We start from the raw sequence: 26,751 nt of genomic DNA on the forward strand, positions 1-26,751 counted from the left end.
GCCTGATCCACCGGGACGCGACCCATGCCCATCGGCAAGTTCCTCGAACGCCTGTTCCAGCTCGTGCCGGTGCTGCTCGGCGTCAGCGTGATCGTCTTTCTGATGATGGCGCTGACGCCGGGCGACCCGGTGGACATCATGATCGGCGACCAGCAGATCTCCGAGGCGGAGGAGCAGATCCTGCGCCGCGACCTCGGTCTCGACCAGCCTCTTATCCAGCGGTTCGCGACGTTCCTCGGCAACGCCGCGACCGGCAACTTCGGCCTCAGCTTCTACCACCGCCGGCCGGTCATCGACGTCATCGCCGAGCGCTTGCCGGCGACGATCGAGCTCAGCCTTGTCGCCCTGCTGCTTGCGCTGGTGACGGCCATTCCCCTCGGCGTGCTCGCTGCGGTGAAGAAGAACACGATCTTCGACCGGCTGGCGACCGTCGGCTCCCTGCTCGGCGTGTCGCTGCCCGGCTTCTGGTTCGGCATCCTGCTCCTGATGCTGTTCGCGGTGCACCTGCAGATCCTGCCGGTGTCCGGCCGCATCGGCTTCACCAGCGAAGTCAGTCCGATCACCCATTTCCTCTTGATCGACACGCTGCTGCACGGCCGGCCGGACGCCTTCCTCGACGCCCTGTCCCACATCATCCTGCCCGCGCTGACGCTCGGCCTGCCGATGACCGCGATCCTCATGCGTGTCACCCGCACCTCGATGCTGGAGGTCATGCGCCAGGACTACGTCACCTTCGCCGAGGCCAAGGGCCTCAGCCGCAAGCGGATCCTGTTCCGCCACGCGCTCAAGAACGCCCTGATCCCGACCGTGTCGGTCGCCGCCATCGAGACGGGCTCGCTGCTCGGCGGCAACATGATCGTCGAGACCGTGTTCGGCTGGCCAGGCCTCGGCCGGCTCGTGGTGGAAAGCATCTTCGTGCGCAACTACCCGCTCGTGCAGGCAGCGGTGCTGTTCTACGCGGTCACCTACGTGCTGCTGAACTTCGTCGCCGACCTTCTCTACACGCTGCTCAATCCGAGGGTGAAGCTATGAGCGCTGTCACCGATGACGCCCTCCCGGCGGCGGAGCGCAACGGCCAGGATTCTCCGTTCCTGCGCAACCTGCACAATTTCGCCCGCAACCGGTTGGCGGTCGTGGCCGCCGTGCTGGTCCTGGTGTTCGTCGTCATGGCGGTGTTCGCGCCGCTGATCGCGCCGCAGGATCCGAACGAGACGGACCTGTTCCGCCGTCTGCAGCCGCCGGTGTGGATGGAGGGCGGCGAATGGGCCTATCCGCTCGGCTGCGACGGCCTCGGCCGCGACATCCTCTCGCGCATCATCTATGGCGCACGCATCTCGATCTTCATCGGCACGGCGGTCATTCTGGTCGCCACCTCGATCGGGCTGATCGCTGGCCTTGCCGCCGGTTACCTGCGTGGCTGGGTCGACATCGCGATCTCCCGCCTCGTCGACATCCTGCTCGGCTTTCCCTACCTGATCTTCGCCATCGGCCTGATGGCGATGATGGGGCCGGGCCTGCAGAACATCATCCTGGCGCTCGCCTACAAGGAGTGGGTGATCCCCTGCCGGGTGGTGCGCGGCGAGACGCTCGCGGCGCGCGAGGTCGAATATGTCGAGGCCGCCCGGGCGCTCGGCGCCTCGCGCGGGCACATCATGCTGCGCGAGATCATGCCTAACATCCTGTCGCCGGTGATCGTCGTCTCCACCATCCGCATGGCACACGTGATCATCCTGGAGGCGAGCCTGTCGTTCCTCGGCCTCGGCGTGCAGCCGCCGACCGCTTCCTGGGGCTCGATGGTGTCGGACGGCCGTGCCTTCATCCTGGAAGCCTGGTGGGTCAGCACCTTCCCCGGCCTGGCGATCCTCGTTCTGGTGCTGGCCATCAACGTCGCCAGCCAGGGCCTGCGCGACGCCTTCGACCCGAGGTTCCACGAATGAGCCAGGCGAACCTGACCCCCCTTCTGGAAGTGCAGGGCCTGAGGACCGCCTTCCCGACGAGAAACGGCACCGTCCGCGCGGTTGACGGCGTCGACCTCGAGGTCCGGCCGGGCGAATGCCTCGGCGTGGTCGGCGAATCCGGCTCCGGCAAGAGCGTGACCTTCGCCTCGGTGATGGGCCTGGTGCGCAGCCCGGGCTTCATCGAGGCGGGCTCGATCCGCTTCGCCGGCCGCGACCTGACACGGCTCAGCGTCCCGGAGATGCGCCAGCTGCGCGGCCGCGACATCGCCATGACCATGCAGGATGCGCTGACCGCCCTCAATCCGGCGCTGACCGTCGGCGAGCAGATCGCCGAAGTGCTCCATGCCCATGCGCCGGACCTGCCTGCCGGTCGCTTCGCCCGGCGCAGGGCGGTGCGCGACAGGTCGATCGAGATGATGCGCCTGGTCGGCATTCCGTCTCCGGAAAGCCGACTCGGCAACTATCCGCACGAGTTCTCCGGCGGCATGCGCCAGCGCATAATGATCGCCATCGCGCTCGCCTGCCGGCCGAAGCTGCTGATCGCCGACGAGCCGACGACCGCGCTCGACGTCACCATCCAGGCGCAGGTGCTGGAACTGATCGCCGACATCCGGCGCGAACTCGGCATGAGCGTGGTGCTGATCACGCATGATCTCGGGGTGGTCGCCGAGCACTGCGACCGCGTGATGGTCATGTATGCCGGCCAGGTGGTGGAAACGGGCCCGACGGTCCAGGTGATCACCGACCCGCGCCATCCCTATACCCAGGGCCTGCTGCGCTCGATCCCGCGCCTGTCCATGCGCGGCCAGCGCATCCAGCCGATCGAGGGCCAGGTGCCGGAACTGATCGATCTGCCGCCGCAGTGCCGGTTCTATTCCCGCTGCCCGCAGCGCCTGGACACCTGCCGGCAGGTCGTCGCCATGCGAGCCGCCGGCCCGGCCCGGCAGGCGCGCTGCATCCGCGTCGGGGAGGAGATGCAATGAGCCGCCAGAGCCCCGCCGATCCGCTGGTTCGGGTTGACAGCCTCGTCAAGCACTACGACACCCGCCGCGGCCTCGTCGGCCGGCTGACCGGGCGCCCCGGCGTTCTGGTCCAGGCGCTCAACGACGTCAGCTTCACCGTGCGACGCGGCGAAACGCTCGGCCTGATCGGCGAGAGCGGCTGCGGCAAGTCGACGCTCGGCCGCGCCGTGCTGCGCCTGCACGAGCCGACTGCCGGGCGCGTGACATTCGACGGCACCGACGTCACCGGCCTCGGCCACGCCGATCTCAAGGCCATGCGTCAGCGCATGCAGATCGTGTTCCAGGACCCCTATGCCTCGCTCAACCCGCGCCGCACGGTGGCGGAGATCGTCGGCCTGTCGCTCAAGCTGCACGGCCTCACGCGCGACCGGCGCGAACTGCGAGACCGGGTCGCGGCGATCATCGAGAACGTCGGCCTCAAGACCACCCATCTCGACCGCTATCCGCATCAGTTCTCCGGCGGCCAGCGCCAGCGCATCGGCATCGCCAGGGCGCTGATTCTCAACCCGGACTTCATCGTCTGCGACGAGCCGGTTTCGGCGCTGGACGTGTCGATCCAGGCCCAGATCATCCAGTTGCTTGCCGACCTCAAGCGGGAAATGGGCTTGACCTACCTGTTCATCTCGCACGACATCTCGGTGATCGGCTACGTCAGCGACCGCGTCGCGGTGATGTATCTCGGCGAGATCGTAGAGATGGGGCCGGTCGAGGCGGTACTCGAACGCCCGCGCCACCCTTACACCCAGAGCCTCCTGTCGGCGGTGCCGCAGGTCGACAAGCCGGGACCGCGTACACACGTCCGGCTCAAGGGCGACCTGCCGTCGCCGCTGAACCCGCCGCCGGGCTGCAAGTTCCACACCCGCTGCCCGCTGGCGACCGACGTCTGCCGCACCGCCGCACCCGAGACGCGCACCGTCGGCGACGGCCACACCGTCTCCTGCCATCTGGTGACCGACGATGTCCGTCTGGCGTCCTGAGCCCGCCGCGCCTATCCGCCTGTCGGGCGATGCCCGACAGCGCGGCCTCGGTCAGGCCCTCCTCGGCGGGGCGCCCGCCGAAGCCGTGCGCAGGGCGACCGAAGCCCGCGTCGAGGCGGCCCGGCGCGACGGCCTGATCGACGCCGACGGCTTGGCGTTCGTCGAGCGCCAGCGCGCCTGCACGGCAGAAGTGGATCCCGATGCGCTTGCCGAGGTCGCCGGCATCGCCGAGGGTTTCGGCATCGCCGAGGAGATCCTGTTTACCCATCTCCACCTCGGCATCCTGCGCGACCTGAAGTCCTGCCGCGAGGCAGCCGGCGATGGCTGCAGCGCCTGGGCGGTCGGCGACGGACCGGACGGGCCGCTGGTGGTCAAGAACCGCGACTTCCTCGGCACCCATCTCGGCGTGCAGCGGGTGTTCCGTCACGACGACCCGGCCTGGCGCGCCGGCCCGGTGCTGTGCGTCGGCAGCCTCGGCAGCCCGGGCGCCTATTCCAGTGGCATGAACGCGCAGGGGCTTGCCCTCGTCGACACCCAGGTCGGCACCGGCGACCACGGCCCGGGCTGGCTGCGCTACTTCCTGATGACCCGGATCCTGGCCGACTGCCGCAGCGTCGACGAGGCGATCGCCCTGATCCGCGGCAGCCGCCATGCCGGCGGCGGCACCCTCGTGCTTGCGGACGCCTCGGGCGCGACCGCCGCGGTGGAACTCGGCCATAGCCGGGTCGTCGTCGACACCGGCGGGACACGCTTCCGGACCAACCATTTCGTTTCCGACGCGCTTGCCGGCGCGACGCTGAAGGATGACGGCGACCGCATCTCGGGCAATTCGCTCGCACGCTTCGCCGTGCTGTCCGTCCGCCTGCCCGGCCGTGTCTGGTCCGCGGCGGAAGCGGCCCGCCTGATGGCCAGTCATGCCCCGGACGGCGGGGATGGTTCGCTATGCCAGCACCCGGGCGTGGGCGACGCCTCGACCATCTCCTCCTCGGTCTTTGCCTGCGCGGCCCGAAGCCTCTATTTTGCCGAAGGAAATCCCTGCGGGGGCGTCTGGAGGCGGTACGATCTCGTGCCCTGATCCCAAGCGCCGGCCGGGACTGTGGCGAGGGAGCGCATGGCCTATTATCAGGGCGAACTGATCGGCGACCATCCGAGCATCCAGGACGTGCGGCGGCTGATCGGGCGCGTCGCCGCCAGTCCGACGCGCACCGTGCTGATCTACGGCGAGACCGGCACAGGTAAGGGGCTGGTGGCGCGCATGCTGCACGAGCAGTCGACGCGCGCCCGCAACGAATTCGTCGACGTCAACTGCGCCGCCATCCCCTCCAGCCTGCTGGAATCGGAACTGTTCGGCCACGAACGCGGCGCCTTCACCGGGGCGACGACCAAGAAGGCCGGCCTGGTCGAGGCAGCCAACCGCGGCACCATCTTCCTCGACGAGATCCGCGAGATGGATCTGATGCTGCAGGCCAAGCTCTTGAGCCTGCTCGACACCCAGCGCTTCCGCCGGGTCGGCGCAGTGCATCCGATCGAGGTCGACGTGCGCTTCATCGCCGCCACCAACAAGATCCTGCTGTCCGAGGTCTCCGCCGGCCGGTTCCGCGAGGACCTCTACTACCGGCTTCAGGTTATCTCGATCAACATTCCGCCCCTGCGCGAACGCGGCGAGGACGTGCTGATCCTCACCGAGCATTTCATGCGCAAGCTGAATGCCCGCTACGACCGCTCGATCACCGGCCTCAGCGAGGAGGTGGAGAACATCTTCCGTCGCTACCCCTGGCCCGGCAATGTGCGCGAGCTGGAAAATCTGCTTGAGCGCATCTTCATACTCGAGGACGAGAACCGGATCGTGGCGCGCCACATCCCGGATCGCATCCTGCGCACGGTGCGCGCGGGCACGGCGAGGGTGGCGCCGCCGCCCGGCACGGCCCAGCCGGTGCTTCCCAGTGCCGAGGAGGCCGAGTGTGGCGACTTCCATCAGGCGACAGTCGCGTTCCAGCGCCGCCTGGTCGTCCGGGCGCTGGCCAGGGCCGACGGCAACGTCGCCCAGGCGGCGACCGCACTCGGGCTCAGCCGCCATGCGCTGCGCCACCAGATGATGAAGCTCGGCCTCCAGGGAAGCTGACGCGCGGGATGCGCGCAAGGTCGCGCGCAATTCACGCAGAGCTTCGGAAGAGCGTAGTCATGCGCCATTTTTCCTTTCATTCTCAATCACTCGGCACGCCTCTCCGTTCTGGCATGGCGAATGCATTGAAGCCGGACAACCGGCCTTTCAAGGGTCGCGCCCGGTTCCAGGAGAGGAATTCATGGACTCGCTCAAGATCATCTGTCCGAACGGCCATCTCGGCTTCGCGCCGTTGAAGGTGGACAGCTTCCGCCTCGGCGTCGCCGCAAACCCAGACTTCATCGCGGCAGACTCGGGTAGCGACGACATCGGTCCGGTGCCGCTCGGCAACGACACCTGCGCCAGCCCGCGCGCCTGGCAAGAGCACGACCTCGAAGTGATGCTGCTCGCAGCGCGGGAGACCGGCAAGCCGATGATCATTGGCTCTGCCGGCGACACCGGTACCAACAGCCGTGTCGACATGTATGTCGAAATCATCCGCGAGCTGGCCAAGAAGCACGACCTGGCGCCGTTCAAGCTTGGCTGGTTCTACTCCGAGGTCGACAAGGAAAAGGTGCGCGCCAAGATGCGCTCGGGCTCGCCGATCCGCGGTCTCGATGCCCGCCCCGACCTGGACGAGGCCGAACTCGACGCGACAAGCCGCATCGTCGCCATGGCCGGGGTACACCCCTTCATGAAGCTGCTCGAGGACGGCTGTGACGTGATCATCGGCGGCCGTTCCTCCGACAGCGCCATCTTCGCCGCCGCCGCCCTGTCGAAAGGCTATCCGGAAGCCGAATCCTACTATCTCGGCAAGGTGCTCGAATGCGCCTCCTTCTGCGCCGAACCCTATGGCGCCAAGGAAACGGTGATGGGCACGATCACCCGGGATTGGGTGGAGGTCACGGCGATGAACCCGGCGCAGCGCTGCACCATCGCCTCGGTCGCCGGCCACGCCATGTACGAACGCTCCAACCCGTTCCACGAATATGTCGCCGGCGGCCTACTCGACATGACCAACTGCCACTACGAGCAGGTGGCCGAGAAGACCACCCGTGTGACCGGCATGACGTTCGTTCCGGCGGAGGAATTCCGCGTCAAGCTGGAAGGCTCCGGCAAGCTCGGCGAGCGCTTTGTCGGCATGGCCGGCATCCGCGACCCTTACACCGTCGCCCATGTCGACGAGGTGATCGAATGGGCGCGCACCCAGGTGCGCGAGCGCTTCGGAGATAGCGGCTATGAGCTGCACTACAACGTCTTCGGCCGCAACGGCATCATGGGCGACATGGAGCCGCTCAAGGACAAGCCGGCGCACGAACTGCTGATCGTCGTCCAGGGCGTAGCGCCGACCCGCGAGATGGCCGAGGAACTGACCATGACCGGCACCCGCCAACTGTTCTACGCCCGCCTGCCGGACGTCAAGGGCACCGCTGGCGGTGTCTCCTTCGTCTTCGACGAGGTCATGCCGGCAAGCCCCGGCTACCGTTGGACCCTCAACCACACTATGGCGGTCGACGACCCGCTCGAGCTATTCCCGACGCATTCCGAAATCGTCGGCGTCCAGGTCCTGGAGAACGCATGATGGCCACGAAGAAGCTTTCCGACCTTGCCAAGACCATCCGGTCGAAAAATGCCGGCACCGACAAGATCACCTTCGACGTGATCTTCCGCGAGCGCGATACCTACGAGATGGTCAAGCGCTCAAGGGCGCTCACCCGCGAGACGATGGCAGACCTGTTCAAGATCTCCGGCAATCGGATCACCGATTTCGTCGAGTACGATCCGGCCAACGCGATCAAGTTCACCATTCTGCGGGATCGCCCGAGCGGCAGCCCGGGCGATCCGGATATCTTCGGCGCTCAGCAGTACGCGCCGCTGCTCGACGTGGAGGTGCCGATAGAGGCCTGAGGCACCTCCGGTTCCGGCCGGCCGGCAGAGCCGGTCCGGACTGCGTCCTTGCCGCTGGCCGGCGAGGTCGCTTGCCTTGCGGACTGCTCCGATCCCGGAGCAGTCCGTTTTTCTTTTCCGCAGGGACAAGAGGCAAGCCGTTCCTTGGGTTGGTTCGTGATCGCGAGGGCCGGTTCTTGCCGTCTGGCGCTACTCCGCCGCCTGACGGCAAGACCGGCAGGTTGCGCTGGACGCTGACCAGGTGCTCGCGCATGGCGCGATGGGCGGCGTCCGGATTGCGGCCGCCAGGTCAACGAAGGGCTTGCCTGGCTCGAGCGCAAGGTCGACTACTATGCCCCTCGCGCCACTGACCGCCACCCCAGGACAACACATCCAGCCAAGACCGCCCCAAACCAAGGAGACTATCCGTGGACTATGTCATTCCGCCGGCCGCACCGGCCTACCTGCCCATCCGGGGATCGAAAGCGGTGTTTCCCGTCCATCGCATCTATTGCGTCGGGCGCAACTATGCCGCCCATGCGATCGAAATGGGTGGCGACCCGGACCGCGAGCCGCCGTTCTTCTTCCAGAAGAACCCGGACAACCTCGTCATCTGCGGCGCCGACTTCCCCTATCCGTCCAGCTCCAACGACGTCCACCACGAGATCGAACTGGTTGTCGCGCTGTCGAAGGGCGGCACCGACATCCCCCTCGACAAGGCGATGGACTGCGTCTTCGGTTATGGCGTCGGCCTCGACATGACCCGGCGCGACCTTCAGGACGGCTGCAAGAAGATGGGCCGGCCGTGGGAGATCGGCAAGGCGTTCGAGAAGTCCGCCCCCTGTTCCGACCTGGTGCCGGCGGCCGAAATCGGCCACCCGGAAGCCGGCGCGATCTGGCTCGACGTCAACGGCAGCCGGCGCCAGGAAGGCGACCTCAACCAGCTGATCTGGAAGGTACCGGAAATGATCTCCTACCTGTCGGAGCTGTTCGAGCTGAAGGCCGGCGACCTGATCATGACCGGCACCCCGGCGGGCGTCGGTCCTGTATCGCGGGGCGACCTGCTGACGGGCCATGTCGCTGGCGTCGGCGAGCTGACCTGCAGGGTCGTCTGACCGGCGCGCGTGGCCGGATCGCCTGAACCGGCTCGCCTGATTGGCCGCCCGTCCGCTGCGGCTGTCTCAGCGTTCCAGAGGCACGACGTCGACGCGCTGTTCGCTCGTCTGACCGCCGGCGGTGCGCAGCACGCCCTTGACCGGCGCGACGTCGGCGTAATCGCGGCCGCGGGCGACGACGATATGATCGGCCGCCGCCCACAGGGCGTTGGTCGGGTCGTATTCGACCCAGCCGACGTCAACGCCGGCCCAGGCACGCACCCAGGCGTGCATGGCATCGGCGCCCTCCAGGCGTGCCTCGCCGGGCGGCGGGATCGTGCGCAGGAAGCCGCTGACGTAGCCGGCGGGAATGCCGAGCGCGCGCAGGCAGGAGATCATCACATGGGTGAAGTCCTGGCAGACGCCGTGGCGGTTCTCGAAGGCCTCGAGCGGCGGCGTGTCGACCGTGGTCGCCTCGGCGTCGAATCGCATGTCGCCGTGCAGCGCGCGGCCGACCGCCTCGATGGCGGCGAGCGCCGTCATGCCCGGCTTCGCGGTCGCCATGGCATAGGCGTGGAACGCCGGCGCCGGCGTGATGCGCGGCGAGGCGCCGAGGAAATGCACCGGCGCGGTCGGCTCCAGCGTGCGCACTGCCTCGATCTCGGCGGCGAGCTGGTCGAGCCGCGGCGAGATGTCGAGCGCCGGCTCGGCCCCGGTCCGCTCCATGCGCGCCTGCAGGGCGAAGATGATCTCCGTGTGCGGCGCCCTGTAGCTGATCGTGGTCACCGCGTTGCCGAAGAAATCACGCCGCTCGACGAGTTCGTCCGGCTTCGGGTCGATGCCTATGCTGGCGGCGATCACGCGCTGCTCGCCCGGCAGGCTCGCCGGCATCAGGCGCAGGGCGTGGCGGCCGGCCGCCGCCGAGCGGGCGTAGGTGTATTCGATGGTCAGGCCGACGTCGTAGAGCACCCTTGCACCCCTATATCACGTAGGTTTCGGTGATGCCGTCCGACAGTGCGGCGATGCGTCGGGCGAGGTCGCCGAACGCGTCGGTGTCGAGGCTCTCGGGCGTTGCTACGGCGAGATTGGTGTGGGTCTGCAGCATGGCGCGCGCCAGCGGCGTCATCTGGCCGTGCCGGGCGCCGCCGGGCAGCACGCCGATGTGGGTCTGCATCTCGGTCAGCTGATAGAGGATCGCGCGCGGGTTGAGCGCGTCGAGGGCCAGCAGGTCGACCACCGTTGCGCGGTTGGTCGCCACGGCGTAGCGCCGGCGCAGGCTCATGACGCTGTCGCCGACCTCGACGGCGAGGTCGAGGGCGCCGTCCGGCGCCTCCGGATCAGCGAAGCGTGCAAGCAGATGGGCCATCGCAAGCGCGCGCTCGAGCGAGCGCCCGATGCCGAGGAAGCGCCAGCCGGTGAAGCGGTACATGTTTTCGTGCACCAGGCCTGAGAAGCCGGTGATCTTGCGCAGCAGCACGCCCATGGCGCGCGCCGCGTCGTCGCCAGGCGCCACCGTCCGCTTCATCTCGCGCGCGGTCTTGGCCAGGTCGGTCAGCGCCATCCAGCCATCGACGGAGAAGCGGTCGCGCACCTTGCCGGCGCTGGCGACGGCGCTGTCGAGCATCGCCGAAAGGCCGGCCGGGATGCCCTCCGACGGGTCGACGCCGATCGCGGTCAGGTGCTCGCAGATGTGGCGGGGCAGCGGCGCGTCCGCATCGGCGGTCTCGGCGAGGCGGGCGTGATAGGCGCGCAACAGGCGGAAATGACCCTCGGCGCGCTCGACGTAGCGGCCGAGCCAGTAGAGGTTGTCCGCCGCCCGGCTCGGCAGCACGCCGGGCTGGCTGCGCAGGTAGGGCTCGCGTTCGGGCGGCAGCATGCTCGGCGTGTCGACCGGCCGCTCGCCGATGATCCACACGTCGGCCGCCGAGCCGCCCGCCTGCATGGCGATCGCCGCCGGGTCCTTGGATCGGCCGATACGGGCGAAGCCGCCCGGCATCACCTGCCAGCCCTCGGCGGTGCGGGTCAGGAACACGCGCAGGCTCATCGGCCGCGGGCGCAGGCTGCCGTCGACATAGGCGGGCGTGGTCGACAGCGTCACCACTTCCTGGCCGACCAGATCGCCGGCGCTCTGCTCGAGCCAGGCGGCGAGCGAGGCCGGCGAGGCCTTGCGGAAGGTGCCGCCGACCGCTTCCGTGTCGTGCGGGTCAAAGGGCAGGCTGGTCGCCAGCGCGTTGCCGATCATCATGCGCTCGGCATGGGCCGCGACGAAGGCCCGTGCGGCGGGATCGCCGCACCACCACGTGGCGATGTTGGGCAGGAGCAGCGGCTCGCCGCGCAGCGCCTCGCAGATGCGCGGCAGGAAGGCGAGCAGGGCGCGCGTCTCCAGCACGCCGGCGCCGAGCGCATTGACCAGCGTCACGCTGCCCTGACGAACTGCCTCGACAAGACCGGGCGTACCGAGTTGCGAGCCCTCCCTCAGTTCCAGCGGGTCGGTCCAGTCGGCATCGATGCGCCGCCACAGCACACTGATCGGACGCAGGCCCGACACCGTGCGCACCATCAGCTCGCCGTTGTCCACCGTCAGGTCCTCACCCTCCAGCAGCATGAAGCCGAGGTAGCGGGCGATGTAGGCGTGCTCGAAATAGGTGTCGTTGAGCGGGCCCGGGGTCAGGATGCCGACGCGGCTGTCGCTCGGCCCGCGCAACGCGAGCAGGGCATCCCGGAAACTGCGGAAGAAGCCCGCGAGCCGGTGCACGTTGGCCTTGGCGAAGATGTCGGAGAAGACCCGGCTGGTGGCGACACGGTTCTCCAGCGCGAAGCCGGCCCCGGAGGGAGCCTGGGTGCGGTCGCCAAGCACCCACCACGTGCCGTCCGGCCCGCGACCGATCTCGAAGGCGAGGAAATGCAGGAAGCGGCCGGAGCGGGGCGTCACACCGACCAGAGGACGCAGCCATTCAGGGCTCTTGGCGATCAGCCCGGCGGGCAGGTGGCCCTGGGCGACCAGCCGGTTGGCGCCGTAGAGGTCGGCGACGACATCCTCCAGCAGGTCGGCGCGCTGGACGAGGCCGGCGGCGATGGCGCGCCATTCGCGCTCGTCGATCAGCACGGGCACATGGCTCAGCGGCCAGTCGCGCTCGCCGGTGGCGTCCTCGCCATATTGGCGGAAGAAAACCCCGGCGTCGCGCAGATACTGGTCGCCGCGGGAGAATCGGCGGGCGAGCTCGTCCGGCGCAAGGCCCGCGAACTGGCGGATGAAGCCGGCCCAAACCGGACGCACCGCTCCGGAGGCGTCGAGCAGTTCGTCGGCGACGCCGCTCGGGGGACGATAGCCGGCCAAAACGTCCACCGTCGGGTCTTTGCGGGGCGCCTTGTCGATATTCATGCGGTCACAGTCCTGCCGGCCTCCTGAGGTCCAGCGTCATCGGGAATTCCGCATGCGGGAGCTCCATGGCCGGCTCGTAGAGACCGGGAGTGTGCCCGTGCGGCTCGAAACGGGCAAGCCGTCGCGCCTCCGCCTCGTAGCCGTTGACCGGGAAGGTGTCGTAGCTGCGTCCGCCCGGGTGGGCGACGTGATAGACGCAGCCCCCGAGCGCCCGTCCGGTCCAGGTGTCGAAGATGTCGAGGGTGAGCGGCGTGTGCACGGGAATGACCGGGTGCAGGGCCATCGCCGGCTGCCAGGCCTTGTAGCGCACCGCGCCGACGGAGACACCGCCGGTGCGGGTCTTCTGCAGCGGCACCCGGCGGCGATTGCAGGTGACGACGTAGCGGTCCGGATCGGTGGTGGTGAGCTTGACCTGCAGCCGTTCGGTCGAACTGTCGGTGTAGCGCACCGTGCCGCCGATGGCGCCGGTCTCGCCGAGCACGTGCCAGGGCTCCAGCGCCTGACGCAGGTCCAGATGCACGCCGTCGACCTCGATCTCGCCGCAGAAGGGAAACCGGAACTCGGCCTGGGCCTCGAACCAGTCGGGCCTGAGGTCGAAGCCATGCTGTGCGAGGTCGCGCAGCACGTCGAGGAAATCCTCCCAGACGAAATGCGGCAGCATGAAGCGGTCGTGCAGGACGGTGCCCCAGCGGGTCAGGTTGCCGGGCAGCGGCTGTTGCCACAGGCGGGCGATCAGGGCACGGATCAGCACCTGCTGGGCGAGGCTCATGCGCGGATGCGGCGGCATCTCGAAGCCGCGAAACTCGACCAGGCCGAGGCGACCGGTCGGCCCGTCTGGCGAGTAGAGCTTGTCGATGCAGATTTCGGCCCGGTGGGTGTTGCCGGTGACGTCGGTCAGCAGGTTGCGCAGCAGCCGGTCGACCAGCCACGGGAACGGCGCGTCGCCCTGACCCGGATGGGGGATCTGGGCGAGCGCGATCTCCAGTTCGTACAGGCTGTCGTGGCGCGCCTCGTCGATGCGCGGCGCCTGGCTGGTCGGACCGATGAACAGGCCGGAGAAGAGATAGGACAGGCTCGGGTGGCGCTGCCAGTGCAGGATCAGGCTGCGCAGCAGGTCCGGGCGACGCAGGAACGGGCTGTCCAGCGGCGTCGCGCCGCCGACCACCACGTGGTTGCCGCCGCCGGTGCCGGTGTGGCGGCCGTCGATCATGAACTTGTCGGCGCCCAGGCGCGACAGGCGCGCCTCCTCGTAGATCGCTTCCGTTGTGGCGACGCACTCCTCCCAGCTTGCGGCCGGATGGATGTTGACCTCGATGACACCAGGATCCGGAGCGACGCGGATGACGTTCATGCGCGGATCCGGCGGCGGTGCGTAGCCCTCGATGTGGATCGGCAGGTCCATGGCGCGGGCCGCCGCTTCGGCCGCCGCGATCAGCTCCAGATAGTCCTCGATGCGCTCCACCGGCGGCATGAACACGCACAGGCGGCCGTCGCGCGGCTCCACCGACATCGCCGTGCGCACCGCGCCGCCGTCTTCGCCGAGGTCCTGCTCCTGGCGTTCCTGCACGGCCTCCGCAGCGGTGAAGCGGGCGACGTGCTGGCTGCGGGCGCCGAATTCGGTCTGCTCGAAATCGGGCAGCGGCCCGCGCGGCACCGTCGGATCGGCGGTGTTGGTGTAGGGATAGGCCGCCGGCGGGATGTGCGGCAGTGACTCCAGCGGCAGGCGGAAGCCGACCGGGCTGTCGCCGGGGATGAGGAACAGGTGGCCGCGTCGCGTCGGCCAGCGCTCCGAGCGCCAGCGCGCGCCGTCGGCCTGCGCCTGCCAGCGCTGGATCGGCAGCACGTAGCCGGCCGGCGTGTCGAGGCCGCGGCCGAACACCCGCGCGATGCGGCTGCGCTCCTCCGGATCCTTCAGTTTCGAGTTCTCCGGCGTGACGTTGTCGGGCAGGGCGCTCTCCTTGAGGATCCATTCGGCCGGATCCTCGTAGGCCGGCACGACGCAGTGCGACGATACCTCCAGGTTGGCCGCGATGGCATGCAGCAACGCCTCGGCCTCCTTCGGTCCTGCGCCGGTGTCGTCGCCCTCCTCGGCGATCAGCGACGGATCGATCCAGATCGGCTTGCCGTCGCGCCGCCAGTAGAGCGAGAAGGTCCAGCGCGGCAGGCTCTCGCCTGGATACCACTTGCCCTGGCCGTAGTGCAGGAAGCCGCCCGGGGCGAAGCGGTTGCGCAGGCGCCGGATCAGCGTGTCGGCGAGCGCGCGCTTGGCCGGTCCGACGGCGTCCGTGTTCCATTCCGCGGATTCGAAATCGTCGATGGAGACGAAGGTCGGCTCGCCGCCCATGGTCAGGCGCACGTCGCCGGCATCGAGCGCCTCGTCGACCTTGCGGCCGAGCGCGTTGAGCGCCTCCCAGGCCTCGTCGGAAAAGGGCTTGGTGATGCGTGGGTGCTCGGCGACGCGCGCCACCTTCATGTCGAACCGGAAATCGACATTGGCGGCGCTGGCCATGCCGGAAATCGGCGCGGCGTTGCGGTAGTGCGGCGTGGCGGCGAGCGGGATGTGGCTTTCGCCCGCGAGCAGGCCCGAGGTCGGGTCGAGCCCGATCCAGCCGGCGCCGGGCAGGAACACCTCGGCCCAGGCGTGCAGGTCGGTGAAGTCGTGATCCGTGCCGGCGGGCCCGTCGAGGGCGACGATGTCCGGCTTCAACTGGATCAGATAGCCGGAGACGAAGCGGGCGGCCAGGCCGAGATGGCGCAGGGTCTGGACCAGCAGCCAGCTGGAATCCCGGCACGAACCGGTGCCCCTCTCGAAGCTTTCCTCCGGCGTCTGGACGCCGGGCTCCATGCGGATGACATAGCCGATCGCGCGCGCCACGCGGGCATTGACATCGACCACGAGGTCGACGGTGCGCCGGCGCTCGCGCGGGAGGCTGTCGAGGAACGCCTGGAAGCGCGGTCCGGCCGGCTCGGTGCGGCGATAGATCGACAGGTCTTCGACGAGATCCGCGGTGTAGTCGAACGGCCAGTGCTCCGCCTCGGCCTCCACGAAGAAGTCGAACGGGTTGTAGACCTGCATGTCGGCGACGAGGTCGACCTCGATCTTCAGTTCGGTCACCGGTTCGGGAAAGACGAAGCGGGCCAGCCAGTTTCCGTAAGGGTCCTGTTGGTGGTTCACGAAATGGCCGGACGGCGTCACCTTCAGCGAATGGGACAGGACGCGCGTGCGGCTGTGCGGCGCCGGGCGCAGCCGGATCACCTGAGGCCCGAGCGTGACGGGCCGGTCGTAGCGATAGTGCGTCAGGTGATGGATGCTGGCGAGGATCGTCATGGGTGCGGAGCGTCCGGGGGGTCTCGGGGACCACCAGCGTTTCACGAAACGGCACCCGTCACCAAGCCTAATTCTTGGGCGAAAGCCTCAGCCGCGTGCGGCGGCGCCGCCAGCCAGCCAGCCGAAGGCGATGGCCGTCAGCAGTCCGTTGCCGGACAGGTAGCCGGAGACCTCCGGACCCGACACGCCGCAGGCTGCGCCGCCGCCGGCAAAGAGGTTCGGGAACGGCGCGCCATCGCGGTCGAGCACGCGGGCGTCGGCGCCGATCGTCAGTCCGCCCTGGGTATGGAACAGGGCGCCGGTGACCTTGACCGCGTGATACGGCGGCACGAGGCCGGGTTTGCCGGTGAAGTCGCGCCCGAACGCGTCCGTGCCCGCGCCACGCTGGAGGCCGGAGATCTCGTCCAGCGTCAGCGCCAGCGCCGCCTCGGGCAGGCCGGTCGCCCGCGCCAGGCCGGCGACGTCGTCGGCGCTCTTCACCGCGCCGGCCCCGACCGCCTCCTGATAGTCCGGAAAGCCGAGGGCGAAGCGGTGGATGCGCTCGTCGTAGACGTTCCAGGCAATGCCGCCGGGCTGCTTGAGCACATGCACCGCCTGTTCCGAATAGCCGCCGTGTTCGTTGGAGAACCGCTGGCCTTGGGCGTTGACCTGGATGCCGCCTTCCATCATCAGCGCCCAGGAGATGAGGATGCCGTGCGGATGGGCCAGCGAGCCGTGGCCCTGGTAGCCGGTAAGGTGCTTGAGCCCGGCGCCGATCGCCTCCCCCCATAAAAGGGCGTCGCCGGTGTTGCCCTCGTGGCCGTAGTAGAGCCCGTCGGCGATCTCCGGGATGTGGCGGCGCACGAGGTCCCGGCTGCCGCCGAAACCGTTGCAGGCGAGCACCAGCGCCCTGCAGCCGATGATCTCGCGCGCGCCGCCGGGCCGGGTAACCTCGACCGCCGTCACCCGGCGGCCGTCGTCGATAAAGAGGCCGCAGGCGCGGGCGTCGGTGACGATTGGAACGTCGGCCCGCTCCGCCGCGGCGATGAGGCGGGCGAGCAGCGCCGCGCCGGTCTTTTCCGGCACCGCGTGCATGCGGTGGCGCGAATGGCCCGGATAGAGGAAATCGTCGAGCACGATCCAGTCAATGCCCTGCGTATCGGCGAGCCATTCCAGCGCCGGGCCGATGCTGCGCGCGGCAAGGCCGGCCAGCGCCGCGTCGGACAGGCCTTTCGACTTGGCCATGATGTCGGCCGTAAACCGTGCGGCCGTGTCGTCGTCGACGCCGATGGCGCGCTGGAAGTGCGTCGCCGGAGCTGGCACGAAGCCCGACGACATGGAGGTCGAGCCGGTCGGCGAGGCGTCGCGCTCCAGCACGATCACCTCCGCGCCCTGCGCCCGCGCCCTGAGCGCGGCGACCAGCCCGCAGGCGCCGGCACCGACGACCACGACGTCGGCCTCGGCGTCGAGCCGAGGAGGGGCGTCGAACGTGACCGATGGGTCGGTGCTCATGCTAGCGCCCCGCCACCAGCGCTTCGGCCTCGGCGCAGGTCATCACCCTGGAGACGGTGCCGAGGTCGCCGATCGCCCGGTCGTGGGTCTCCTGCGAGAACGCCGCGCAGCCGTCGGACAGCACGATGGTCCTGAAATCGCGCACATGGGCATCGCGTACCGTCGAGGCGACGCCGCCGTTGGTGACGATCCCGCAGACCATCAGCGTGTCGATGCCGGCCTTTCTCAGCACCCATTCGAGCCGGGTCATGTAGAAGGCCGAATAGGCGACCTTTTCGACGCTGAGATCCGCCGGCTGCAACTCGTCGACCAGCCGGTGTCCCCAGGCGCCGGGACAGAAGTCGCCCTTGCCCAGGAACGGACGCAGTTCCTTCAGGTGCGGCGAGATGAAGGGCTCGCCGCCCTTGCCCGGCACCAGCGTGAACTGGGTCGAGACGATCCAGCCGCCGGCCGCGCGCAGCGCATTGGCGACCGGCAGCACCCGGGCCGGCAGCGCCGCGATGGCGGCGCTGGTCTGGCCGCCGCGGGCATAGGCGCCGTCGGGATGCAGGAAGTCGTTCTGCAGGTCGACGATGACGAGCCCGGTGCGGGCGGGGTTGATTGCCTTGAAATCCATGGCTCACGCCACCGGGGTGATGACGAGGTTGCCGAAGGCGTCGACGCGTGCCGTCAGGCCCGGATCGACGAAGATCGTCGTGTCGGGCTGCTCGAGCAGCGCCGGCCCGGCGATCACCGCACCAACCTCCAGGTCCAGCCGCTCGTAGACGCCGGCCTCGTGCGTCCGGCCGTCGGCATGGACCGTGCGCGTGCCGAGGCGGCAGGCCTCCGCCGGCTTGCCGTCGACGGGGGCAAACAGCCGCATGTCGAGCGAGGGCCGCCGGCCGATGACCGCGATGCGGTAGTTCATGACCCGCATCGGGATATTGTCGAGCAGGCGGCCGTAGGCGGCGCGATAGGCCGCCTCGAAGGCGGCACGGATCGCTTCGCGGGTCAGTCCCGAGGCCGGGACCTCGATCGGCACGGTGACCGTGTGGGTCTGGCCCAGATAGAGCATGTCGAGCTCGACCAGCCGGTCGATGCCGGCGAAGGCGACACCGGCGGTTTCCAGCAGCGCCTGCGTCTCGTCCGCGGCCGCGGCGATGTCTGCTCCGAGCGTCGCCGCGTCGATCTGGTCGAGCAGCCGGTTGACGGTCTGCACTCGGTCGTGGCGCATGTCGGCGACGACGCAGCCGAGCGCCGAGGTAACGCCCGGAAAGCGCGGCACCAGCGCCGAGCCAAGGCCGACCTCCTTGATCAGCGCGCCGGTATGCAGCGCGCCGCCGCCGCCGAACGGCATGGCCGCGAACTTCGCCGGGTCGTGGCCCTTCTCGATCGACACCAGGCGGATGGCGCCGGCCATCTTGGCGTTGGCGAGCTTGAGGATCGCTTCCGCCGCCTCTTCGACGCCGAGTCCGAGCGGCTCGGCGATATGGGTCTTGATCGCCTGCCGCGCCGCCTCGACGTCGAGGCGGGCGAGCTTGCCGCCGATCGGCCGGTCCGGATTGATGCGGCCGAGCACCAGGTTGGCGTCGGTCACCGTCGGGCGCGTGTTGCCGAGGCCGTAGCAGACCGGGCCGGGATCGGAGCCCGCCGACTCGGGACCGACCTGCAGCAGCCCAGATCGGTCGACCGCCGCGATCGAGCCGCCGCCGGCGCCGATGGTGGTGATCTCGATCATCGGCGTACGCACGACCATGCCGAAGTCGATGGCGGTCTGCGCGGCCAGCGCCGCCTCGCCGCCGGCGACCAGCGAGACGTCGAAAGAGGTGCCGCCCATGTCGCAGGTGATGATGTTGGGGAAGCCCGCCGCACCGGCGATGGCGGTCGCCGCGATGACGCCGGCCGCCGGTCCCGACAGCGCCGTGCGCACCGGGTAGCGCTTGGCCGTCTCCACCGACATGACGCCGCCGTTCGACTGCACGATCAGGATGTCGCCGGCAAAGCCCTTGTCGGCCAGGCCCGTCTCCAGCCGGTCGAGATAGGACGACACGACCGGCTGGAGATAGGCGTTGAGCGTCGCCGTCGACAGCCGCTCGAACTCGCGGATCTCGGGCAGGATCTCGGTCGCCGCCGTGACATAGGCGTTCGGCCACACCGAGCGCACCGCCTCGACGGCGATCCTCTCGTTGTCGTTGTTGGCGTAGCCGTTGATGAAGAACACGCACACCGCCTCGCAGCCGGCCTCGGCCAGCGCCCTTGCCTGCGCCTTCACCTCGTCCGCCTCGACGACCCTGAGCACCGAGCCGTCGGCGAGCACCCGCTCGCCGACCTCGACCCGGTCGGGCCGCTCGACCACCGGCGTGAAGCTGCCCTTCAGGCCCCAGGTCGTCGGCCGGTCGCGGCGGCGCATCTCGAGCACGTCGCGGAAGCCTTCGGTGGTGATGATGCCGGTGCGCGCGCCCTTGCGCTCCAGCAGCGCGTTGGTGCCGACCGTGGTGCCGTGCACGACCGTGCGGATGTCGGCGAAGTCGGCGACCTTGCGAGCGATGCCCTCGACGAAGCCTTTCGACTGGTCGCCGCGGGTCGAGGGAATCTTGGTCGTCACGACGGTGCCGCTTGCCTCGTCGAGGACGAAGATGTCGGTGAAGGTGCCGCCTACGTCGACGCCGATCACATATGCAGGCCTGGTCATTCGGCTGCCTCCTTGCGGCGCAGACCCGTGGTCGCGCGCGTGTCCACCTTGCCGTCGGCGTCGAGGACGACGCCGTAGTCGCGTTCCGCGCTGTGCCGGCTGACGAAGCCCAGCCGCACGTCCTGCGCGACCCGGTCCGGATCGCGGGCGAAGGGATCGCCGTAGCCGCCGCCGCCGGGCGTCTCCAGCCTGAGCTTCTGGCCGCGGGCGATCTTCACCCCGACGATCTTCGACACCATCGGCGGCTCGTGCTCGCCGTCGGCCTGCTCGTAGCGGAACACGTTGCGGGCTGCCGGCCTGCCGCCGACGACGCCCGCCGGAGCGAACTTGCCGCGCTCGCCGAACAGGAACACGTCGGCGTTCTGCTCCAGCAGCTCGATCTCGTAGACCGCGCCGAGGCCGCCGCGGAACGCGCCCGGTCCGCCCGAATCCGGCCGCAGCGCCCACTGGGTGAAACGTACCGGATAGGCCGCCTCCAGGATCTCCAGCGGCGGAATGGTTGCCGTCGAGATCGGCGCGTTGCCATGGTTGAGGCCGTCGCCGGCGCCGTGGGCGCCGTGACCGCCGCCGAAGAAGGAGAACATCACCCAGCGCTGGCCGTTGGCGCGGTGGCCGGCGAGCGACAGAGCGTTGATCGTGCCGTAGGCGCAGGCCATCGCCTCCTCCGGCGCGATCTGGGCAATCGCCTGGAACACGACGTCGATCAGGCGCATGATCGTCTCGGTGTAGCCGCCGACCGGCTTGGGCGCCTTGACCGACAGCAGCGAGCCCTCGTCGATGCGGAACGCGACCGGCTCCAGCACGCCGGCATTGGCCGGCACGTCGCCGAAGATGTGCTTCAGCGCCACGTAGCAGGCGGCGATGGTCGTCGCGCGCGAGATGTTGACCGGGCCCATGCAGGCCGGCGAGGAGCGGCTGAAGTCCATCACCATGCGGTCGCCGTCGATGGTCAGGTCCAGCGCGATCTTCAGCGGCTCGTCGCTGTTGCCGTCGTTGTCGAGGAAGTCCTCGGCCGACACGGTGCCCGACGGCAGGCTGGCGATCTGGGCGCGCATCATCTGCGCCGCGCGGCTGCGCAGCTCGCTCAGGCATTCGGCCAGCGTCGCGTCGCCGTATTCGTCGAGCAGCGCGGCCATGCGCCTCTCGCCCAGGTCGAGCGCGTTGATCTGGCCGTTCAGGTCGCCGTAGAGAGACAGCGGCAGGCGCGAGTTGGCCGACAGGATGTCGACCACGTCCTGACGGAACGCGCCGCGGTCGTAGAGCTTGACCGGCGGGATCAGCATGCCTTCCTGGAAACATTCGGTGGCGGCCGGGTTGTAGTTGCCCGGCACGTTGCCGCCGACGTCGTGCCAGTGGCCGACCGAGGCGAGGTAGCAGAACACCTTGCCGCCGCGGAACACCGGCTTGACCAGCCGGAAGTCGGACAGATGCGTACCGCCGGCATAGGGATCGTTGAAGATCCACACATCGCCCTCATGGACGCCGCCCTGTGCCGCGGCCTTGTCGATCACCGCTTTTACCGCGAAGGCCATGACGCCGACGAAGATCGGCAGGCCTGACTTGCCCTGCACCAGCGTTTCGCCGGTGACCGCGTCGTAGATGCCGTGCGAGGCGTCGTGCGCTTCGGCGATGATCGGGTTGAAGGCGGAGCGGAACAGGGTCGCGTCCATCTCGTCGGCGATCTGCTCCAGGCGTCCCTTGAGGATGGCCAGGGTTACGGGATCGATGGCCATCAAGCGGCTCCCTCGTCGTAGGCGCGGCCCCTGGCGAGCATCTCGGGCGTGCCGATGACGTCGTTGAGGCCGGCGAAGTCGAACATGCGGTCGCGGAACGCCTCGTTGGAGCCGTTCTTGAGCAGGTTGGCGTAGTAGTCGCGGGCGGTCGCGGCGATCGCCCGCACGATTCCGCCCGGGAAGATGACGAAGCTGAAGCCGTAGCTTTCCAGCCCGTCGGCATCGACGATCGGAGTCTTGCCGCCCTCGACCATGTTGGCCATCAGCGGCACCCGCCCGGCGAAGCGGCGGACGATCTCCCTGATCTGGTCGAGCGACTGCGGCGCTTCGATGAACAGCATGTCGGCGCCCGCCTCCAGATAGGCCTCCGCCCGGTCGAGCGCGGCATCGAAGCCCTCGACCGCGATGGCGTCGGTGCGGCCGATGATGAGCGTGTCCGCGCTTTCGCGTGCATCGCAGGCGGCCTTGATCTTGCCGGCCATCTCGGCCGTCGAGACCAGTGACTTGCCGTCGAGATGCCCGCAGCGTTTGGGCATTGTCTGGTCTTCCAGTTGCAGGGCGTTGGCGCCCATGCGTTCGAACACGCGCACCGTGCGCTGCACGTTGAGCGCATTGCCGAAGCCGTTGTCGGCATCGACCACGATCGGCAGCGCGATCCGGTCGCGCAGGGCGGCCACCGTGTCGGCGACCTCGCTCATGGCGACGAGGCCGATGTCCGGCCGGCCGAAGCGGGTGTAGGCGATCGAGGCGCCGGACAGATAGACCGCCTCGGCACCGGCCTGTTCGGCGATCAGCCCGGTCAGGGAATCGTAGACGCCGGGGGCGAGCAGGATCCTGTCCTCGCCCAGTCGTTGTTTCAGGCGCATCGGCCGTGCTCCTTGTCGCGTTCAGCCGCGAATCGTTTCTTGAGATGGGGAACCAGGCCGCCATCGGCGAGCATGGCCTTAAGGTTGTCCGGCAGGCGTTCCAGACGGATCGTGCGCTCTTTAGCCGGCAAATTCAGAAGCCCTGCGTCGATGTCCAGAGACGCCACATCGCCGTCGCCGATGCCGTCGATGCTGTGTGCGACCAGCACCGGCAGGCCGAGGTTGATGGCATTGCGATAGAAGATGCCGGCGAAGGACAGGGCGACGACGCCGGCGACGCCGAGATGCTTCAGCGCTTCGGCCGCCTGCTCGCGCGAGGAACCCATGCCGAAGTTGGTGCCGGCGACGACGATGTCGCCGGGGCGCACCGACGATGCGAAGTCAGGCCGCACGCCCTCCAGGCAGTGGGCGGCCAGCTCCGCGATGCCGCCCTTCATGTAGAGGCCCGGCGCCAGCTGGTCGGTGTCGATGTCGTTGCCGAACAGGAAGATCCGTCCGCTCATGCCCGTCTCCCGTCGCTGTCGAGGAACGCGCGCGGGTCGGCGATGCGGCCGGCGACGGCGGAGGCGGCGACCGTCAGCGGCGAGCCGAGCCAGACCTTCGACGAGGCGGCACCCATGCGGCCCTTGAAGTTGCGTGCGGTGGAGGAGATGCAGGTGACGTCCTCGCCGAGCCGGTGCTGGCCGTAGCCTGCGCAGATGCCGCAGGCATTCGGCAGGAACCTGGCGCCGGCCTCCTCCAGGACCGTGAGGATGCCGTCGCGCGCCGCCCGCTCCTGGTCGCGCAGCGAGGCCGGCGCGACCATCAGATCCACGCCGGATGCCACCTTGCGGCCCTGGAGGATGCGCGCGGCGTTCTTCAGGTCCTCGTACTTGGCGCCGGTGCAGGCGCCGACATAGGCGACGTCGATGGCCGTGTCGGCCGCGTCCGTCACCGGGCCGCTGTTGGCCGGCGAATGCGGCGCGGCGACCTGCGGCTCCAGGGCGCCGGCGTCGAAGGCGTGATGGGCCATCAGCGGCGCGCCCGGATCGGTCTTCAGCCAGGTCCAGTCGTCCGGCGACAGGACCACGCCGGCCGCCTCCAGGTACGCCGCGGTGGTCGCGTCCGGGGCGATCAGGCCGGCCTGGCCGCCGAGTTCGGCCGCCATGTTGGACAGCGTCATGCGCTCCTGCATGGACAGGGCGGCGATCGCCTCGCCGGTATATTCGACCGCCTGGTAGCGGCCGCCGTCCATGCCGAGCCGGCCGCACAGGGCCAGCATGATGTCCTTGGCCGTGACGCCGTCGGCGAGCCGCCCACGCCACTCGATCAGGATCGTCTCGGGCACCTTCAGCCAGATCTCGCCGGTGGCGAGCACGCCGGCCATCTCGGTGGCGCCGACGCCGAACATGTAGGCGCCGAAGGCGCCGCCGGTCGGCGAATGGCTGTCGCCGCCGACCACCAGCATGCCCGGGTTCAGGTGGCCGCGCTCGGGCAGCACGACGTGGCAGATGCCCTCGCCGTCGTGGAAGGCGACCTTGCGCTCCTTCGCCCATTGCCGGGTCAGATCGAGGATGCGCGCGCCCTCGTCCGTATCGCCGGGGACGAAGTGGTCGGAGATAAGCACGACCTTGTCCGCGTCCCACAGGCCGACGCCGAGCTCCCTCAGGATCGGCTCGACGCGGCGCGGACCGCCGCTGTCGTGGATCATGGCGAGGTCGACCGTCGCGGTGACGATCTCGCCCGGCGTCACGTGGTCGCGTCCGGCGGCGCGCGCCAGGATCTTCTGCGCCAGGGTGGTCGAGGTCGCCAGGGTGGTCGGGATCGTCGCAGCCATCATGCCAGTCCCAGGTAGGAGCGTCGCAGTTCGGGATCGTCCATCAGCTCCGCCGTGCTGCCGGACAGGCGGATCTCGCCGTTTTCGACCACGAAGGCACGCGCGGCGATCTCCATCGACTGCAGCACGTTCTGTTCGACCAGCAGGATTGGCAAGCCCTCCCGGTTCAGCGTCCCGATCAGGTCGAACATCTCCTCGACCAGGAGCGGCGACAGGCCGATGGACGGCTCGTCGAGGATCAGCAGTTCCGGCTCGGCCATCAGGCCCCGGCCGATGGCGAGCATCTGCTGCTCGCCGCCCGACAGGGTTCCCGCCTTCTGGCGGAAGCGTTCCTTCAGGCGCGGGAAGGTGGCGGTGACCTTGTCGAGGTTCTGCGCCCGGTTGGCCTTGCCGCGGCGGTAGGAGCCGAGTTCCAGGTTCTCGCGCACCGTCAGGTTGGGGAAGATGTGGCGGCCTTCCGGCACGTGGATCAGGCCGCGGTCGACCACCGCTTCGGGCGTCAGGCCGTGGATCGGCTGGCCCTTGAACAGGATCTCGCCCGACCAGGGCCGGATCAGGCCGGAGATGACCGAGCTGATCGTGGTCTTGCCGACGCCGTTGGAGCCGAGCAGGGCGACGATCTCGCCGGCGCGGATGTCGAAGCTGACGCCGCGCAGCACCTCGACGGCGCCATAGCCGCCGCGCAGGTTCTTGACCTCAAGCATGACGGGCCTCCTCGCGGGCCATGCGCTCGGCCATGCCCTTGCCGAGATAGGCCTCGATGACCTGAGGATCGCGGACCACGTCCCGGGGCGCGCCCTCGGCGATCAGTTGGCCCTGGTTGAGCACCCAGGTGTGTTCGGACAGGCTCATCACCGCCTGCATCACGTGCTCGATCAGCAGGATGGTGATGCCCTCGTCGCGGATGGCGCGGATCACCGGGATGACGTCACGGATCTCGGACGGGTTCAGGCCGGCCAGCACCTCGTCGAACAGGATCAGCTTGGGATCGGTCGCGAGCGCGCGCGCCACCTCCAGCCGCTTGCGCCCGGCGACCGTCAGCGAGGCGGCGTCCTGGTCGAGCCGGTCGCCGAGGCCGACCTTGTGGGCGACGGCCTCGGCCTTGGCCAGCGCGTCGCGGCGCGAGCGGATGTGCAGGTGGGCGCCGACGGCGATGTTCTCGCGCACGCTCTGGCCCGCGAAAGGCTGCACGATCTGGAACGTGCGGATCATGCCGAGCGCGGCGATCTCCTGCGGCGGGCGCGCGGTGATGTCCTTGCCGAGGAAGGCGATCGAGCCTTCGTCGGGCTGGTAGAAGCCGGTGATCAGCGCGAACAGCGTCGTCTTGCCGGCGCCGTTCGGGCCGATCAGCGAGGTGATCTTGCCCTGCGGCACGCTCATGGTGACGTTGTTGGACGCCTTCAGGCCGCCGAAGCTCTTCGACACGCCGCGGACTTCGAGCATGGCCTCAGGCATGGCCGGTCTCCTTGCGCCTGGCGGAGAAGCGGCGGGCGAGCGGGGCGATCAGCCCGGCAAGGCCGCGCGGCACGAACAGCACCATCAGGATCAGGATCGTGCCGTAGAGCACCAGGCTGATGCCCGGCAGGTCGCCGATCAGCTCGCGAGTGACCTCCGACAGTAGATGCAGCGCGGCAGCGCCGAGCAGCGGCCCGAACAGCGTGCCCATGCCGCCGATGATCGGCACCAGCAGGCTTTCCACCGAGATCGCCGGGCCGTAGGCGAGCGCCGGGTCGAGATAGAGGAAATACTGGGCGTAGAACACGCCGGCGAGACCGGAGAACAGGCCCGACAGCATGATCGCCCGCATCTTGACCGCGAACGGGTCGACGCCGAGGGCGCGCGCCGCGTCCTCGTTGTCGCGCACAGCCATCAGCCGCGCGCCGAAGCGCGAATGGCCGATCCACCAGGCGACCAGGAAGGCGGCCAGCGCCATCGCCCAGATCAGCCAGAAGTAGCCGGTCTTGGAGGCGAACTGCAGGTTGGTTGCGCTCTGGTTCAGCGGGATCAGGATGCCGACGCCTGCGCCGGTGAACGGCACCGAGTTGGCGAGGATCCTGAGCACCTCGGCGAAGGCGAGGGTGACGAGAGCGAAATAAGACCCGCGCAGGCCGTAGCGGAAGGTGGCGAAGCCGATGAAGGCGGCGACCGCGACGGCGACGGCGCCGCCGGCGGCCAGTCCGAGCCACGGGTTGAGCCCGAACTGCACCTGCAGCACGGCGACCGTGTAGGCGCCGGTGCCGAAGAAGGCGGCGTGGCCGAAGGAGAACTGTCCGCCGTAGCCGCCGAGGATGTTCCAGGCCTGGCCGAGCAGGGCGGCATAGAGCGTCATGATGACGATGTTGAGGGTCGCCTCGGACGCGATCAGGAGCGGTGCGGCGGCGAGCGCGGCGAAGACGAGGGCGAGGACGGCGAGCTGTCGCATGAG

22 protein-coding genes are annotated in these 26,751 nt (G+C 69.1%); 9 read left to right on the forward strand and 13 right to left on the reverse strand.

The genetic code is table 11. From position 1 onward, the window contains the following. Positions 1 to 24: 24 nt before the first annotated feature. From SL003B_RS19245 to SL003B_RS19285, 9 genes are all read left to right on the forward strand, one after another. Positions 25 to 1,032 carry an ABC transporter permease gene (locus SL003B_RS19245; protein WP_013654544.1) on the forward strand — a complete coding sequence of 336 codons (1,008 nt, stop codon included), beginning with the start codon at positions 25 to 27 and terminating at the stop codon, positions 1,030 to 1,032. Then, on the forward strand, positions 1,029 to 1,937 hold the full coding sequence (locus tag SL003B_RS19250; RefSeq protein ID WP_013654545.1) for an ABC transporter permease: 909 nt from the start codon (positions 1,029 to 1,031) through the stop codon (positions 1,935 to 1,937). The genes SL003B_RS19245 and SL003B_RS19250 overlap by 4 nt, the downstream gene beginning before the upstream one ends. Next, entirely contained in the window at positions 1,934 to 2,941 is a 1,008-nt protein-coding gene (locus tag SL003B_RS19255; RefSeq protein ID WP_013654546.1) for an ABC transporter ATP-binding protein, read from the forward strand. Before SL003B_RS19250 ends, SL003B_RS19255 begins: the two co-directional genes overlap by 4 nt. Further along, positions 2,938 to 3,957, forward strand: coding sequence for an ABC transporter ATP-binding protein (locus SL003B_RS19260; RefSeq protein WP_013654547.1), 1,020 nt, complete (start codon positions 2,938 to 2,940; stop codon positions 3,955 to 3,957). The genes SL003B_RS19255 and SL003B_RS19260 overlap by 4 nt, the downstream gene beginning before the upstream one ends. After that, on the forward strand, positions 3,938 to 5,032 hold the full coding sequence (locus SL003B_RS19265) for a C45 family autoproteolytic acyltransferase/hydrolase (protein ID WP_013654548.1): 1,095 nt from the start codon (positions 3,938 to 3,940) through the stop codon (positions 5,030 to 5,032). The genes SL003B_RS19260 and SL003B_RS19265 overlap by 20 nt, the downstream gene beginning before the upstream one ends. A 36-nt stretch (positions 5,033 to 5,068) precedes the next feature. Then, positions 5,069 to 6,079 carry a sigma-54 interaction domain-containing protein gene (locus tag SL003B_RS19270; RefSeq protein ID WP_013654549.1) on the forward strand — a complete coding sequence of 337 codons (1,011 nt, stop codon included), beginning with the start codon at positions 5,069 to 5,071 and terminating at the stop codon, positions 6,077 to 6,079. Between the two features lie 181 nt (positions 6,080 to 6,260). Further along, a complete protein-coding gene (locus SL003B_RS19275; protein WP_013654550.1) occupies positions 6,261 to 7,640 on the forward strand; it encodes an acyclic terpene utilization AtuA family protein in 1,380 nt (459 codons plus the stop codon). Next, positions 7,637 to 7,966 (forward strand): DUF4387 domain-containing protein, encoded by a 330-nt coding sequence (locus tag SL003B_RS19280; protein ID WP_206771943.1) that lies wholly within the window; start codon positions 7,637 to 7,639, stop codon positions 7,964 to 7,966. Before SL003B_RS19275 ends, SL003B_RS19280 begins: the two co-directional genes overlap by 4 nt. A gap of 407 nt (positions 7,967 to 8,373) precedes the next feature. Beyond that, complete coding sequence (locus SL003B_RS19285; protein ID WP_013654553.1) at positions 8,374 to 9,060, forward strand: fumarylacetoacetate hydrolase family protein; 687 nt, start codon at positions 8,374 to 8,376, stop codon at positions 9,058 to 9,060. A gap of 66 nt (positions 9,061 to 9,126) precedes the next feature. Here the strand turns inward: SL003B_RS19285 and SL003B_RS19290 are convergent, their stop codons facing one another. The 13 genes from SL003B_RS19290 to SL003B_RS19350 form a co-directional block, all read right to left on the reverse strand. Next, a complete protein-coding gene (locus tag SL003B_RS19290) occupies positions 9,127 to 10,008 on the reverse strand; it encodes a transglutaminase family protein (protein WP_013654554.1) in 882 nt (293 codons plus the stop codon). 10 nt (positions 10,009 to 10,018) lie between these two features. Next, a complete protein-coding gene (locus SL003B_RS19295; protein WP_013654555.1) occupies positions 10,019 to 12,421 on the reverse strand; it encodes a circularly permuted type 2 ATP-grasp protein in 2,403 nt (800 codons plus the stop codon). A gap of 4 nt (positions 12,422 to 12,425) precedes the next feature. After that, a complete protein-coding gene (locus tag SL003B_RS19300) occupies positions 12,426 to 15,749 on the reverse strand; it encodes a transglutaminase family protein (protein WP_013654556.1) in 3,324 nt (1,107 codons plus the stop codon). 87 nt (positions 15,750 to 15,836) lie between these two features. Beyond that, positions 15,837 to 17,240, reverse strand: coding sequence for an FAD-dependent oxidoreductase (locus SL003B_RS19305; RefSeq protein WP_013654557.1), 1,404 nt, complete (start codon positions 17,238 to 17,240; stop codon positions 15,837 to 15,839). Position 17,241: 1 nt separating this feature from the next. Further along, positions 17,242 to 17,856 (reverse strand): cysteine hydrolase family protein, encoded by a 615-nt coding sequence (locus SL003B_RS19310; RefSeq protein ID WP_013654558.1) that lies wholly within the window; start codon positions 17,854 to 17,856, stop codon positions 17,242 to 17,244. A gap of 3 nt (positions 17,857 to 17,859) precedes the next feature. Further along, the gene (locus SL003B_RS19315) at positions 17,860 to 19,911 is read right to left on the reverse strand and encodes a hydantoinase/oxoprolinase family protein (protein ID WP_013654559.1); all 2,052 of its coding nucleotides are present in this window, start codon (positions 19,909 to 19,911) and stop codon (positions 17,860 to 17,862) included. Next, positions 19,908 to 21,644 (reverse strand): hydantoinase B/oxoprolinase family protein, encoded by a 1,737-nt coding sequence (locus SL003B_RS19320; protein WP_013654560.1) that lies wholly within the window; start codon positions 21,642 to 21,644, stop codon positions 19,908 to 19,910. Before SL003B_RS19320 ends, SL003B_RS19315 begins: the two co-directional genes overlap by 4 nt. Then, entirely contained in the window at positions 21,644 to 22,510 is an 867-nt protein-coding gene (locus SL003B_RS19325) for an isocitrate lyase/PEP mutase family protein (protein WP_013654561.1), read from the reverse strand. Before SL003B_RS19325 ends, SL003B_RS19320 begins: the two co-directional genes overlap by 1 nt. Further along, complete coding sequence (locus tag SL003B_RS19330) at positions 22,501 to 23,013, reverse strand: LeuD/DmdB family oxidoreductase small subunit (RefSeq protein ID WP_013654562.1); 513 nt, start codon at positions 23,011 to 23,013, stop codon at positions 22,501 to 22,503. The genes SL003B_RS19325 and SL003B_RS19330 overlap by 10 nt, the downstream gene beginning before the upstream one ends. After that, positions 23,010 to 24,329 carry a 3-isopropylmalate dehydratase large subunit gene (locus tag SL003B_RS19335; RefSeq protein WP_206771944.1) on the reverse strand — a complete coding sequence of 440 codons (1,320 nt, stop codon included), beginning with the start codon at positions 24,327 to 24,329 and terminating at the stop codon, positions 23,010 to 23,012. Before SL003B_RS19335 ends, SL003B_RS19330 begins: the two co-directional genes overlap by 4 nt. Continuing rightward, positions 24,326 to 25,030 (reverse strand): ABC transporter ATP-binding protein, encoded by a 705-nt coding sequence (locus SL003B_RS19340; protein ID WP_013654564.1) that lies wholly within the window; start codon positions 25,028 to 25,030, stop codon positions 24,326 to 24,328. The genes SL003B_RS19335 and SL003B_RS19340 overlap by 4 nt, the downstream gene beginning before the upstream one ends. Beyond that, positions 25,023 to 25,781, reverse strand: a complete 759-nt coding sequence (locus SL003B_RS19345) for an ABC transporter ATP-binding protein (RefSeq protein WP_013654565.1) — start codon at positions 25,779 to 25,781, stop codon at positions 25,023 to 25,025. Before SL003B_RS19345 ends, SL003B_RS19340 begins: the two co-directional genes overlap by 8 nt. Beyond that, on the reverse strand, positions 25,774 to 26,748 hold the full coding sequence (locus SL003B_RS19350; protein ID WP_013654566.1) for a branched-chain amino acid ABC transporter permease: 975 nt from the start codon (positions 26,746 to 26,748) through the stop codon (positions 25,774 to 25,776). The genes SL003B_RS19345 and SL003B_RS19350 overlap by 8 nt, the downstream gene beginning before the upstream one ends. Between the last annotated feature and the right edge of the window lie 3 nt (positions 26,749 to 26,751).

Source organism: Polymorphum gilvum SL003B-26A1 (assembly GCF_000192745.1).
GTDB classification, from domain to species: domain Bacteria; phylum Pseudomonadota; class Alphaproteobacteria; order Rhizobiales; family Stappiaceae; genus Polymorphum; species Polymorphum gilvum.

Excerpts from the sequence above, each read along its gene's own strand:
- SL003B_RS19245 (WP_013654544.1), top strand. The coding sequence starts at position 25 with ATGCCCATCGGCAAGTTCCTCGAACGCCTGTTCCAGCTCGTGCCGGTG.
- SL003B_RS19250 (WP_013654545.1), top strand. The coding sequence starts at position 1,029 with ATGAGCGCTGTCACCGATGACGCCCTCCCGGCGGCGGAGCGCAACGGC.
- SL003B_RS19255 (WP_013654546.1), top strand. The coding sequence starts at position 1,934 with ATGAGCCAGGCGAACCTGACCCCCCTTCTGGAAGTGCAGGGCCTGAGG.
- SL003B_RS19260 (WP_013654547.1), top strand. The coding sequence starts at position 2,938 with ATGAGCCGCCAGAGCCCCGCCGATCCGCTGGTTCGGGTTGACAGCCTC.
- SL003B_RS19265 (WP_013654548.1), top strand. The coding sequence starts at position 3,938 with ATGTCCGTCTGGCGTCCTGAGCCCGCCGCGCCTATCCGCCTGTCGGGC.
- SL003B_RS19270 (WP_013654549.1), top strand. The coding sequence starts at position 5,069 with ATGGCCTATTATCAGGGCGAACTGATCGGCGACCATCCGAGCATCCAG.
- SL003B_RS19275 (WP_013654550.1), top strand. The coding sequence starts at position 6,261 with ATGGACTCGCTCAAGATCATCTGTCCGAACGGCCATCTCGGCTTCGCG.
- SL003B_RS19280 (WP_206771943.1), top strand. The coding sequence starts at position 7,637 with ATGATGGCCACGAAGAAGCTTTCCGACCTTGCCAAGACCATCCGGTCG.
- SL003B_RS19295 (WP_013654555.1), bottom strand. The coding sequence starts at position 12,421 with ATGAATATCGACAAGGCGCCCCGCAAAGACCCGACGGTGGACGTTTTG.
- SL003B_RS19300 (WP_013654556.1), bottom strand. The coding sequence starts at position 15,749 with ATGACGATCCTCGCCAGCATCCATCACCTGACGCACTATCGCTACGAC.
- SL003B_RS19305 (WP_013654557.1), bottom strand. The coding sequence starts at position 17,240 with ATGAGCACCGACCCATCGGTCACGTTCGACGCCCCTCCTCGGCTCGAC.
- SL003B_RS19310 (WP_013654558.1), bottom strand. The coding sequence starts at position 17,856 with ATGGATTTCAAGGCAATCAACCCCGCCCGCACCGGGCTCGTCATCGTC.
- SL003B_RS19315 (WP_013654559.1), bottom strand. The coding sequence starts at position 19,911 with ATGACCAGGCCTGCATATGTGATCGGCGTCGACGTAGGCGGCACCTTC.
- SL003B_RS19320 (WP_013654560.1), bottom strand. The coding sequence starts at position 21,644 with ATGGCCATCGATCCCGTAACCCTGGCCATCCTCAAGGGACGCCTGGAG.
- SL003B_RS19325 (WP_013654561.1), bottom strand. The coding sequence starts at position 22,510 with ATGCGCCTGAAACAACGACTGGGCGAGGACAGGATCCTGCTCGCCCCC.
- SL003B_RS19330 (WP_013654562.1), bottom strand. The coding sequence starts at position 23,013 with ATGAGCGGACGGATCTTCCTGTTCGGCAACGACATCGACACCGACCAG.
- SL003B_RS19335 (WP_206771944.1), bottom strand. The coding sequence starts at position 24,329 with ATGATGGCTGCGACGATCCCGACCACCCTGGCGACCTCGACCACCCTG.
- SL003B_RS19340 (WP_013654564.1), bottom strand. The coding sequence starts at position 25,030 with ATGCTTGAGGTCAAGAACCTGCGCGGCGGCTATGGCGCCGTCGAGGTG.
- SL003B_RS19345 (WP_013654565.1), bottom strand. The coding sequence starts at position 25,781 with ATGCCTGAGGCCATGCTCGAAGTCCGCGGCGTGTCGAAGAGCTTCGGC.
- SL003B_RS19350 (WP_013654566.1), bottom strand. The coding sequence starts at position 26,748 with ATGCGACAGCTCGCCGTCCTCGCCCTCGTCTTCGCCGCGCTCGCCGCC.